Source organism: Cellvibrio sp. KY-GH-1, from assembly GCF_008806975.1.
Taxonomy (GTDB): domain Bacteria; phylum Pseudomonadota; class Gammaproteobacteria; order Pseudomonadales; family Cellvibrionaceae; genus Cellvibrio.
This window is the reverse complement of record NZ_CP031728.1, coordinates 510,324-522,760: the sequence shown is the minus strand read 5'-3', so window position 1 is coordinate 522,760 and position 12,437 is coordinate 510,324. Positions and strand designations below refer to the sequence as shown.

Below are 12,437 nucleotides of genomic sequence, written 5' to 3'. Positions count from 1 at the left end.
TAGATTAGGTGTTTCGTAGCCAGGCTAATAATTTTTCCTGCAATTGACGAGTCACGGTGTGACGCAATAAAAGCTCCATACCAGCAATGCTGTTGACGGGCCAAATACCAAAAACGCTATTGGATAAAAAAATTTCATCCGCTGCACGCAAATCACTCAGTTTCAGCCGAGTAACTTTTACCGACAAATTCAACTGTGCAGCAAAAATATCAATAATTGCGCGCCGCATAACCCCCGCAACACCTGCTGCATCTAAGTCGGGGGTAATTAATTCGCCACCTTTTACCAAAAAAAAGTTACTGACCGTTGCCTCTGTAACATTTCCATCCGTATCCAGCAACAAACCTTCTGCAAACTCATCATGCCACTCGGCACGCGCCATAATATGCTCCAACCGATTTAGGTGTTTAATGCCCGCCAGAGCGGAATTTTTACCCAAACGCAAATCACAAACACGCACATCAACACCACCACGAAAAAAATCAGATTGCAGCGGCTCTCCGGCAAAAACACCGATGCAGTAGGTGGGATTTATTATGTCGGGTAAGCGGTATCCACGCCCCCCCACTCCTCTCGTTAACTGCACCTTTACAACGGCGTCCGCTATTTGATTCATCCGTAACAACGCCAATAGCGAATCGAGATATTCGTTTAACCTTACTTCGTCCAGAGCAATGCGCAAACGTTGTGCTGAAGCCAATAATCTCTCGCGATGAAAATCCCACAATGGAATTCGACCTGCAAAATACCGACAGGTTTCAAATAACCCATCACCATAGGCGAACCCACGATCCAATGGCGATACAAACGAATTGTGCACACCGTTAATAGTGACTATGGGTAACTGCAAGGACATAACAACCCCTTTTATACAAAAACGCCGGACTGTCTCCAGTCCGGCGTTGGCTAAGCTAGAAACGCAGTACAGCTTAAACCTTGCGGAAAATCAACGATCCGTTTGTACCACCAAAACCAAAAGAGTTCGACAACACCGCTTCAATCTTGCGCTCTTGCGCAGTGTTCGGAACCAGATTGATATCACAACCCTCTTCCGGGTTCTCCAAGTTGATCGTCGGCGGAGCCACCTGATCCCGAATTGCCAACACACTGAAAATCGCCTCAACGGCACCGGCAGCACCTAACAAATGACCAATCATCGATTTGGTAGAGCTGACAGCAACTTGCCCAACTGCACTTCCCATCACCGATTTTACTGCTTGGCACTCAGCCTTATCTCCTGCCTGCGTGGATGTTCCGTGGGCATTAATATAATTAATTAATTCCAGTGGAATGGCGGCATCCAAAATTGCGTTACGCATAGAAGCCGCTGCGCCTGAGCCATCCTCTGGCGGCGACGTCATGTGATAAGCATCGCCACTCATTCCAAAACCAATCAGCTCGGCATAGATTTTTGCACCACGCTTTTTGGCATGCTCATATTCTTCCAGTACTAAAACGCCGGCTCCATCGCCCAATACAAAACCATCACGGTCCTTATCCCAAGGACGACTGGCAGCCTGGGGGTTATCATTGCGCGTAGAAAGCGCGCGCGCGGCAGCAAACCCACCCAACCCTAGGGGCGTGGTAGCCATTTCAGCACCACCTGCAACCATGACATCCGCATCACCATATTGGATCATACGGGCAGCAAATCCAATGCTGTGCGTTCCTGTTGTGCAAGCGGTAGTAATCGCAACATTCGGACCGCGCAAGCCGTACATGATCGACAAATTGCCAGAGATCATATTGATAATGGCGCTGGGAACGAAAAATGGGGAAATGCGGCGCGGACCTTTATGCTCAAGCGTTGACGAACCGTCTTCGATTGTCCCAATACCACCAATGCCAGATCCTATAGAAACTCCAATACGACCTGCATTAGCATCGGTAACTTCCAGGCCTGAATCACGAATTGCCTGAATGCCCGCAATCATTCCGTATTGGATAAATGGATCCATCTTGCGCGCTTCTTTGCTAGGGAAATAGTCATCCACCACTAAATTTTTTACTGAGGCGCTGAACTGCGTGGTGAACGCCGACGCATCAAAATGGGAAATAGTAGCTACGCCACTCTTGCCATTCACAATACCCTGCCAGGTTTCAGCAACTGTATTACCCAGTGAACTGATCATACCCAGACCAGTGACAACAACTCTTTTACGCGACACCTGTGAGACTCTCCGCGATGGACAATCAAACCGTTAAGGACAGCCGATTAGTCATGATGATTAGAATTAACTCAAAAGCGCTTTTTGCTCAGATTATTGACAGCACTAAAACTGATAAAAAGAAAAAGCCGTACTATTTTGCAATAATACGGCCTTCTTAAACTGAAATCAGCGATTATGCAGATTACGCCAGGTTGGCATTGATGTAATCGATAGCCAATTGAACAGTAGTGATTTTCTCAGCTTCTTCATCTGGAATTTCAGTTTCGAATTCTTCTTCGAGAGCCATTACCAACTCTACGGTATCCAAAGAATCAGCGCCCAGATCTTCGACGAAAGAAGCTTCGTTTTTCACTTCTTCTTCTTTCACACCCAGTTGCTCAGCAACGATCTTTTTTACGCGTTCTTCAATGCTACTCATGATGTTATGTAACTCCTAGTGGTTATAGTTCGAAACACTTGGGCAATAAAACCAAAACTGGTTTGACCATGTGATCCGGCCAAAATCGACGCGCATTTTACATCGATTTTCAGGTTGTTGTAATGCCAAACGGCAAAATTCTTTGTATTTTGACAAATACTCTTTTAAAAACAGATAGTTACAATAGTTAGTTACGACATATACATGCCGCCGTTGACATGAATTGTCTCTCCACTGATGTAAGATCCAGCATCGCTGGCCAGAAAAACAACAACCGACGCAATTTCTTCGGGAGCCCCAAGACGCCCGAGAGGAATACGAGACATGAGTTGTTGTTTTTGCTCTTCCGGCAACACCTTGGTCATATCTGTATCAATAAAACCTGGAGCCACTGTATTCACGGTAATATTGCGCGACCCCACTTCAGCAGCTAGCGAGCGTGCAAAACCAGAAACACCCGCTTTAGTTGCGGCATAGTTTGATTGCCCGGGATTACCCATCGCACCAACAACCGAACTAATATTGATAATTCGCCCCCAACGGGCTTTCATCATTCCGCGCAACACGCCTTTGCTTAAACGGTAAATTGCACTGAGATTGGTATTGATAACATCAAACCACTCCTCATCACTCATGCGCATCAAGAGATTGTCTTTGGTAATACCCGCATTATTAACCAGAATTGCCGGTGCACCAAATTCGTCACCAACTTCTTTTAATAAGTTTGCCACTGAATCAGCATCAGTTACGTTTAGCACCTTGCCCACGCCACGAATACCCAACTCTGTGAAGCGGGCAGAAATTTTTTCTGCGCCAGACTGACTGGTTGCCGTACCAATTACAGTTGCGCCAGCCTTGCCGAGCTGCTCAGCAATTGCTGCACCAATACCACGGCTCGCACCAGTAACCAAGGCGACTTTATCATTTAAGCTCATAGTAATTTAATCCTGTATTTAGAAATTAAACTTCAGATAAAACAACAAGCAGTTCATCCGGTTTCTCAACAGAAACTGCAACCAGTTCAGCATTAATACGTTTATTTAAACCAGACAACACCTTTCCTGGACCGCACTCCAATGTTTTGGTAACTCCTTTTTTAACCATGGTGTTCACACACTCTACCCAACGCACCGGACTGTAAATTTGCTCAATCATTAGTGCCTTGATTTTTTCAGGGTTTGTCTCAATGTCGGCCGTTACATTGTGTACCACAGGAACATTAGGCGTAGAAAAAATAGTTGCCGTAATTTGCTCAGCCAAACGTTCTGCCGCTGGGCGCATTAGCTCTGTATGGAAAGGTGCGCTTACAGGCAGAGGTAAAGCGCGTTTTGCTCCGGCTTCTTTACACAATACACCAGCACGTTCTACAGCGGCCGCGGTACCGGCAATCACGACCTGACCTGGTGAATTAAAATTAACTGCAGAAACAACATCACCGTGCTCCGCTTTTTTACAAGCCTCGACAATTAACGCATCATCAAGCCCAATAATTGCCGCCATCGCACCTTGGCCTGCAGGGACAGCCTCCTGCATAAACTTTCCACGCTGCTGCACCAGCTTTACCGCATCTTTAAATGCAATAACACCAGCACATACCAATGCCGACCACTCCCCAAGACTATGCCCCGCCATAAGCGCAGGCATAGCGCCATTTTTTTCTTTCCACACACGAAACACCGCAACGCTTGCGGTTAACAGCAGCGGCTGAGTCCGCTCCGTCAAATTAATTTCCTCTTGAGTACCATTTTGTACTAATGCCCAAAGGTCGTAACCCAAAACGTCAGATGCCTCGAGAAAAGTCTGCTGCACAACAGGATATTCAGCAGCCAACTCAGCCAACATGCCAATTTTTTGTGAACCTTGACCTGGGAAAACAAATGCAAGATTAGAATTAATCATAGGAATTTAAACTTCTTTTTAAATTGGATGAAAATTAATTATCAGCGCCCAATTGCCGCGCAATTTTCTCTGGAACCCGCAACAACACCTGCTCGCGAGCGACAACAAGCGCCTGCATAAACGCTCTAGCGTCTGCACTTCCATGACTTTTTATGAGCGTCTTACGTAGCCCAAGAAAACTGGCGCCATTGTACAATGAAGGGTTTAGCTCGTTACTCAGTTGGGTGAGCATAGGTGCCGCGATAAGCGATAAAATTTTATTAAAAAAATTTCGCCTCAACGTCGTAGAGATTTTTTTAGCTACGAACCGCGCCAACCCTTCACTAGCCTTTAACGCAATATTTCCATGAAAGCCATCACACACAATCACATGATCATTTCCCGTAAAAATCTCACTGGACTCCACAAATCCAACGTAATTAATCCGCGAATCATTGCGTAAAAGCTCTTGGGCTTGCCGCAAAACCTCAGTGCCTTTTTGTGCCTCGCTACCGATATTAAGCAAAGCAACGCGTGGAGCAACAACACCCGAAACCTCTGCCAATACAGCACCCATGAGCGCGAACTGCTGCAAATGCAATGGGGAGCAATTGATATTTGCCCCTAAGTCGAGCAAATAAGTAACCCCATTTGTTACTGGCATTGATTTACAGATCGCAGGACGGTCAATTTCTGGAAAGGTTTTAATCAGATATCTGGCCATAGCCAGAAGCGCCCCGGTATTTCCAGCACTTACACAAGCATCAACCTCATCAGCGCGCAAACACTCCAGCGCAACCCACATGGAAGAACTCTTCTTTTGACGCAATGCGCTAAGGGGGGCATCATCCATCGACACAACATCTGCCGCGTGTAAAACACGCGCTGACTTGCGCAATAATGACGAGGATTTTTCAAGTAGCGACTGCAACTTGGATCGATCACCAACAAACATCAGATCGACATCGGGATGGATAGCAACAAAGTTTTCTGCTGCTGAAATAGCAACGCGGGGACCTAAGTCCCCGCTCATAGCATCAACTGCTATTCGAATTCTTGCCGACAAGGTAATGTCTCTGGAGCAATAAATTACTCTTCACTACCTTTATCAATCACTTTACGGCCACGGTAAAAACCGTCAGCAGTTACATGGTGACGAATGTGCTTCTCGCCGCTAGTTGCATCAACTGACAAGGTTGGACCTGTCAGAGCATCGTGCGAACGACGCATATCACGCTTTGAACGGGATTTTTTGTTTTGTTGAACTGCCATGGTTAGCTCCTATTTACTGACTCACTGGAACCGAGGCGCCTCAGGATTTCGGCGAGCTCTTAAGTTGTTCCAATACTTGAAATGGGTTTTTCTCTTTTTTTACCTCGACCGGCTTACCACTGGAATAAAGTTTGCCATCAAGGCAAGGCTCTTCGTGATAAGCAACTGCAGGCAAACTCAACAGCAGCTCTTCTTCGACCATATCGTAAAGATCTGCCGCACCCTCACCGGCAATCCATGGATCAAAGTGCTGTGGCAACGCCTTGGCAGCCTCCTCATCCCATACAATTGCTAGTGAGATATCACTTTCAACAGCTACTGAAACTGGCTCAAGACAACGCTGACAGATTAGAGACAACTCTGCCGCAGCCTGACCAATGACAGCTCGCTTTCCCTCTTCACTAACCTTAAATTCAAGCTTTACTTGAACATTGCCTGCTGAAGACTCAGTAGCCTCAACTACACGAGGCAACTCAGCAACAGGTATAAACCCTTCCAAAGTAACACCTTGTTGGGCGAACTTTCGAGGATCTCCCTGCTTTGGCAGAGGCTTTTGAAAAGGGGGCTTAAACATAAGCGCGCAATCATAGGGATAACGCCTGATCATGTCAAAGAAAAACTGGTGAAATAGCGCTATTTAGTGGTTTAAACATAGAATAGCTACATCATTTTGCGATTTACGCAACTTTCACGAGAAAAAACCAATGCAGAAACACAATATTTTGCTAGCTTCCAGCTCGATCTATCGCAGGGAACTTTTGAAAAAGCTCGGACTAAAATTTAGCTGGGCCACACCCGCAATCGACGAGTCACCCAACCCCGAAGAATCCCCAAAAAATCTGGTGTTACGCCTTGCAGAACAAAAAGCCAAAGCATTATCGACCGACCACCCCAACCACCTGATTATCGGATCGGACCAGATCGCAGTCTTGAATAATCAAATTATAGGAAAACCCCATACCCACGCCGCCGCCGCCAACCAACTCCGAGCGTTTAGCGATAGAGAAATCACCTTTCTCACCAGCATATGCCTCTACAACAGCCACACACACAAAACCCAACTAGAAGTGGATAGCTACACAGTAAAGTTTCGCCAACTAACCGCCAGACAAATTGAAAACTATCTACAAAAGGAACAACCCTATGACTGTGCAGGAAGCTTCAAATCAGAAGGGTTGGGCATTTGCCTATTTGAGAAACTGGAAGGCAAAGATCCCAACACATTGATAGGCCTACCCTTAATTGAACTTACGAAAATGCTAATGAATGAAGGGGTAGACCCCCTGAACGATTAACCGGCAACCAGACCATTCCAAGCCAACAAACCATCAAACCGATCCAGACAAAGAGCAGGCTCGTAACCATGCAAGCGCTCTATGCTATGCGCACCATAACTTACCGCAATCCTCGGCATTCCAATTCTTTTTGCCATCTCCATATCGAACTCAGTGTCACCGATCATTACCGCATCACTCGCTGAAACATCGAACTCCTTCAACAATTCTTCCAACATGAGTGGATTTGGCTTGGAGGCAGTCTCATCGGCACAGCGTGTGGCATGAAAGAAATTGCTTAATCCGAGCACCCCAAAAATTCGATCTAACCCTTTGCGACTCTTACCCGTAGCAACGGCCAGTATGTGCCCCTGCGCTTTGAGAGACCCCAGAGTCTCTTTTACCCCTGGAAAAAAATCGGAGGGCCGAGCCTCATCCAACATTAAAAAACGCGCCGCATAAGCATCGCGCAACTTTGATCTATCCTCAACGCGAACATCCGGATACAACTGATGAATCGCCTCAGGCAACCCTAATCCGATAATGTCATGAATAAGATGATCAGCGAGCGGCTCCCAACCCAAGTCACCTGCAGCCATCTGCATTGCTCGAGTGATTTTGGCCTTTGAATCACTTAAAGTGCCATCCCAATCAAATATCAGCAGCACTACTAACCCCGCACTCAGTTCATTTCAGTCAATTTGGACAAAGGCTCAACCAAATCCAACAACAAAGGCGCCTCAACACGAGTCACCTTATCAGCATCAGGCAAATAAAAAGACAGGGAAGAGGCGTGCAAAAACAAGCGGCGCAACCCCAGTACCCTCAAGGATTCGTTAACTTCATCACTACCATATTTTTCGTCCCCCGCAAGACAATGCCCCGCATATTGCGCATGGACGCGAATTTGATGGGTCCGCCCAGTAATAGGCCGCGCCTCAATCAAGGTAAACCCCTCATAACGCTTTAGCACACTGAACTCAGTCAAACTTGGTTTACCATCCGGATGAACCTTGACCACACGCTCCCCACCAGCAACTTCAAACTTCATCAACGGAGCGTTAACCTGGAGACAGCGCTTTGACCAACTACCGAGAACTAATGCCTGATAGACCTTTTCAACACCACCGGCTCCGGCAGACTTCTCACGCAGAGCAGCTTGCAGATGACGCAAGTAACTGCGCTTCTTGGCAATCATGATACAACCAGAAGTATCCCTATCCAGACGATGCACCAACTCAAGATGGCGCGCCTCGGGGCGCATCTGCCGTAAGGTTTCGATTAACCCCAGCGTAACACCACTACCACCATGAACAGCCAATCCCGGCGGCTTATTAATGACCAGCAACCCCTCATCCTCAAACAGGATTGAACTACCAAGCATTGCCATCATCTGATGACTAGCCTTTGCCTCGGTCCCAGACTCCGCAGTACGAATTGGAGGAACTCGCACTACATCCCCCGCCATGAGCTTATACTCAGGTTTAATTCTGCCTTTATTAACCCGCACTTCCCCTTTGCGAATCACGTTATAAACCTTGGACCTGGGAACACCTTTCAAGCGAGCAATCAGAAAGTTATCCAACCGCTGCCCAGCCAAATCCGAATCAATAGTAATGAAGCTAACACCTGCACCAGCGCCGCTACCATTAAGGTCTTCAAGTAAAACATCATTTTTTTTCATAGCCGCTATAATACCCCAATGCCACCAATAACCCTACCCGCAAACCCACACCCGTCACCTGCCACTTAGCTAAACCACTGATTTAATTGCTGCATTCTGGGATTACTGCTATAGTCCATGAGCTGATACAGGCTGGTTTCCGGATCGCGCAAATGATAGGCGCATCACTAGGAAATACCGCTGCCAGCAAGGGCTTAGCGATTGTGTCTCCGCAATTTGACATCAATAACAAACCCTTGAAAGCACTGACAACGGTAGACGGTGATCGATAAACACCAACTACCCTAACAATTGCGTCAACCTTGGTTGCACTCATTGTTAATACGATATTTGTTTTGCTGAACTCATTAGAAAATCTATTTGTAAAAAATCGGATACTGGCAAAGCGCCAAGAAAACTATCCAAAATACAGGTTGCATACTTATAGCAAGCACGATTTATACATACCTATGCAGCTATGAGCGCCGATGATGAGCACCCTACAAATTGCTCAATTACTATCTGGCAACTTGATCGCAGATCGATCAAAAAAAACAACCCAATTGGCAAACTACTAAGTTAGTATGCCCCCTACAAATAGAAGCCGGATTAACCGGCAAATCAACGAGCTAAAGGGAACGCTTATTGGTGTTAGCGCTGTGTAGCGCCCTACTAACACCATAAAGGAGCAAACCCTCCAACCGCTGATGTGAGCCTTCTGTCATTAGGTAGCACATCAGTCTATACGGTTGCGCAAAACATTCCTGGATTAACCATGATTGTCGCCTTGGCTAGCGCCTCACAGACAATTAGGTAACACATGAAAAGAATGCTCATCAATGCAACTCAACCTGAAGAGTTGCGCGTAGCACTGGTCGACGGCCAATGGCTGTATGATCTGGACATAGAAAATCGCAACCGCGAACAAAAAAAATCCAATATTTACAAAGGAAAAATCACTCGCGTTGAACCCAGCCTTGAGGCCGCGTTTGTTGAATATGAAGGCGGCAGCCGACACGGTTTTCTTCCACTTAAAGAAATTTCCCGCGAATATTTCACCAAAAACTCCGGCGACTCTGATGGCCGCATCAAAATAAAAGATGCGATCAAAGAAGGCACTGAAGTAATTGTTCAGATCGATAAAGAAGAGCGCGGCAACAAGGGAGCAGCTCTCACCACTTTCATCAGTCTGGCTGGTCGCTATTTGGTACTCATGCCAAACAACCCACGGGCGGGCGGCATATCCCGTCGAATTGAGGGTGAAGACAGAGCCGAACTCAAAGACGCACTGGGTGAAGTTGAAGTTCCCGCAGGCATGGGTGTAATCATCCGCACCGCCGGTGTAGGAAGAAGCTCGGAAGAACTTCAATGGGACCTAAACTACCTCTTGCAGCTCTGGGACTCAATTTCCAATGCGGCAAAAACCGCGTCAGCCCCCGCATTCTTATTCCAAGAGAGCAACGTTATTATTCGCGCAATTCGCGACTACCTACGACAAGATGTCGGTGAAGTTATCGTTGATAATAAAGAAGCTTATGACCTGGCCACTGGCTTTATTCAACAAGTGATGCCCAATTACCGCAGCAAGGTAAAGCTTTATCAAGATGACATCCCACTTTTCAATCGCTACCAAATAGAATCGCAGATTGAGACCGCTTTCCAACGCGAAGTTAAACTGCCTTCCGGCGGCTCAATTGTCATTGACGCCACTGAAGCACTGGTGGCAATTGACATCAACTCCTCACGCGCCACCAAGGGCGGAGACATTGAAGAAACCGCGCTGCAAACAAACCTGGAAGCCGCTGATGAAATTGCTCGCCAATTGCGCTTGCGCGATATGGGCGGGCTGATTGTTATCGACTTTATCGATATGCAACCCGTACGCAACCAACGCGAGGTGGAAAACCGCGTGCGGGATGCATTGATGATGGATCGTGCACGCGTTCAAATCGGGCGAATCTCTCGCTTTGGACTGATGGAAATGTCACGCCAGCGCCTCAGACCATCACTTGGTGAAACTCATTCCAAAATCTGCCCACGCTGCGACGGTGTAGGCACGATTCGCAGCACGCGCTCCTTGGCACTGTCCATCTTAAGATTGGTAGAGGACGAAGCACAAAAAGAACGCAGCGCTGAAATACGCGCGATCTGCCCCGTATCAGTTGCGACCTATTTGTTAAACGAAAAACGCAAAACTATCTCCAGCATTGAGTCACGCAATAATACTCGCGTCGTCATCGTTCCCAGCGCAGAACTCATGACTCCACATTTTGAAGTTCAACGCTTGCGCGATGACGATGAAGGCACTTTGGAAACCAGCTACAAAATTGTTGCTCATACCGATGAGACCAAGGAAGAAGAGGAAGACTTCAACGCAAAACCTTTTGTTGCACCCAAACCCTTGGTGCAACCCGCGAGCCCAAGCCAGCCCGCCCCGGAACCCACCAAAAAAGCAGGCCCCTTGTCACGCCTGATGTCACACCTGATTGATTCAATCACAAGCATTTTCGGTGGCGAAAAAAGCGAAGACAGCAAAAACAAGCGCGAACACAGACGAGACAGTCGTCGCAACTCTGGACGCAACAATCGCCGCGACAACCGTAATCGCCGCGACAAAGAGCGCAAAGAAGATCGCGAGATCATTGACAACCTGGATCATCGCAGCGCCAACGACAACAAGCCGCCACGCGATCAGGACAAACGCAGCGAACACACAAAAGACGTTGAAAAGCGTGAGCAACATGAGCGTAAGCCACGCAATAATCGCGAGCAACAGCCGCGCGATAACCAAGCCAATAACGACGAAGAATCTCGCAACAATCGCAATCGCAATAGTCGCGGCAGCGATAGAGAGAATAATCGTCGCCAACCCGCTCCACTCAAAGAAGAGTTGCACGAAGAGAACGTCGTTACCACTAACGATAATCAGGATGATGGCGATGAGTTGCGCCCATCCAAGCGCCCGGCAGGTCGTCGCACCCGCTCACAACAGCGCCGCCGTAATCGTCGCGAGGAAGGGGAAAATCAAACGCAAGAAAATCAAGAAGAATTGTCTTCAGCTCAGCCTCAGGAAACTGCACCAGCAGTACTGAGCGAGTCGGCACAACTTGCCCAGCAAATTTCCGCCGCAATTGCTGAACACGCGCAACAGCAAGCCACTAAGCCTGCACCGCTATTTGATGCTGCTCAACCGGCCAATGAAGCAACTACCGCAGACGTAGCATTCAATCAAGCCACTACCAGCAATAGCTCAACGAATATTGAACAAGTAGCTGCCGGAGTGGAAACACCAAAAATTGATGTAATTCCAACCCTACAACCTACCGACTTACCTTCTTCTTCAGAACAAAAACAAACTGGAGAAGAACTCAAGTCAGAAGTAATTGCCACCATCATGCCGCAGGAAGTGACCGTTGAAACCACCGAACGCAAAACCATCACCGAGGTAGATATTACTTCTGCTCCAACGCGAGCTGGCAACGACCCGCGCAACGCACCAAAACCTATAGGAAATATCAGTATTATTACCGAGACTATTGAGAGTCAGGCATCACGAGCGCTGGATACGAGTTTGCCACCCAGCGTTGACCACAACCCCCGCCCTATTTCCAGACCATCAAATGATCCACGCCAGAACAAACGCAACAGCGGCGATCAACAATAAATAAACTTTAATTAAAAGCTCAAGACAAAAAGCCGAATTGACATCAATTCGGCTTTTTTATATTCAACAAAAGTATCCATTTTATTCTATTGTGGTA

General features: G+C 47.3%; 12 protein-coding genes. 2 read left to right on the top strand and 10 right to left on the bottom strand.

The features are described from left to right. Window positions 1-4 precede the first annotated feature (4 nt). The 8 genes from pabC to D0C16_RS02075 form a co-directional block, all read right to left on the bottom strand. Complete coding sequence (pabC, locus tag D0C16_RS02110) at window positions 5-856, bottom strand: aminodeoxychorismate lyase (RefSeq protein WP_151030805.1); 852 nt, start codon at window positions 854-856, stop codon at window positions 5-7. A gap of 73 nt (window positions 857-929) precedes the next feature. Next, entirely contained in the window at window positions 930-2,168 is a 1,239-nt protein-coding gene (gene fabF / locus D0C16_RS02105) for a beta-ketoacyl-ACP synthase II (protein WP_151030804.1), read from the bottom strand. A 184-nt stretch (window positions 2,169-2,352) separates the two neighbouring features. Beyond that, window positions 2,353-2,589, bottom strand: a complete 237-nt coding sequence (gene acpP, locus D0C16_RS02100) for an acyl carrier protein (RefSeq protein ID WP_012487300.1) — start codon at window positions 2,587-2,589, stop codon at window positions 2,353-2,355. Between the two features lie 191 nt (window positions 2,590-2,780). Continuing rightward, window positions 2,781-3,524, bottom strand: a complete 744-nt coding sequence (fabG, locus tag D0C16_RS02095) for a 3-oxoacyl-ACP reductase FabG (RefSeq protein ID WP_151030803.1) — start codon at window positions 3,522-3,524, stop codon at window positions 2,781-2,783. A gap of 25 nt (window positions 3,525-3,549) precedes the next feature. After that, complete coding sequence (fabD, locus tag D0C16_RS02090; RefSeq protein ID WP_151030802.1) at window positions 3,550-4,488, bottom strand: ACP S-malonyltransferase; 939 nt, start codon at window positions 4,486-4,488, stop codon at window positions 3,550-3,552. Between the two features lie 34 nt (window positions 4,489-4,522). After that, window positions 4,523-5,533: a phosphate acyltransferase PlsX gene (gene plsX, locus D0C16_RS02085; protein ID WP_151030801.1), complete on the bottom strand. Its 1,011-nt coding sequence runs from the start codon at window positions 5,531-5,533 to the stop codon at window positions 4,523-4,525. 23 nt (window positions 5,534-5,556) lie between these two features. Then, window positions 5,557-5,739 carry a 50S ribosomal protein L32 gene (rpmF, locus tag D0C16_RS02080; protein ID WP_151030800.1) on the bottom strand — a complete coding sequence of 61 codons (183 nt, stop codon included), beginning with the start codon at window positions 5,737-5,739 and terminating at the stop codon, window positions 5,557-5,559. Between the two features lie 40 nt (window positions 5,740-5,779). Then, window positions 5,780-6,313, bottom strand: a complete 534-nt coding sequence (locus tag D0C16_RS02075) for a YceD family protein (RefSeq protein WP_151030799.1) — start codon at window positions 6,311-6,313, stop codon at window positions 5,780-5,782. 130 nt (window positions 6,314-6,443) lie between these two features. Here D0C16_RS02075 and D0C16_RS02070 point away from each other — a divergent pair, with 130 nt between their 5' ends. Beyond that, a complete protein-coding gene (locus tag D0C16_RS02070) occupies window positions 6,444-7,034 on the top strand; it encodes a nucleoside triphosphate pyrophosphatase (RefSeq protein ID WP_151030798.1) in 591 nt (196 codons plus the stop codon). Here D0C16_RS02070 and D0C16_RS02065 read toward each other — a convergent pair. Together D0C16_RS02065 and rluC are read right to left on the bottom strand one after the other, a co-directional pair. Continuing rightward, a complete protein-coding gene (locus D0C16_RS02065) occupies window positions 7,031-7,681 on the bottom strand; it encodes an HAD-IIIA family hydrolase (RefSeq protein ID WP_151030797.1) in 651 nt (216 codons plus the stop codon). The two genes, D0C16_RS02070 and D0C16_RS02065, sit on opposite strands and share 4 nt — an antisense overlap. Window positions 7,682-7,695: 14 nt before the next feature. Beyond that, entirely contained in the window at window positions 7,696-8,697 is a 1,002-nt protein-coding gene (gene rluC / locus D0C16_RS02060; protein ID WP_151030796.1) for a 23S rRNA pseudouridine(955/2504/2580) synthase RluC, read from the bottom strand. 799 nt (window positions 8,698-9,496) lie between these two features. Between rluC and rne the strand changes: the two genes are divergently transcribed. Further along, on the top strand, window positions 9,497-12,340 hold the full coding sequence (rne, locus tag D0C16_RS02055; protein WP_151030795.1) for a ribonuclease E: 2,844 nt from the start codon (window positions 9,497-9,499) through the stop codon (window positions 12,338-12,340). Window positions 12,341-12,437 lie beyond the last annotated feature (97 nt).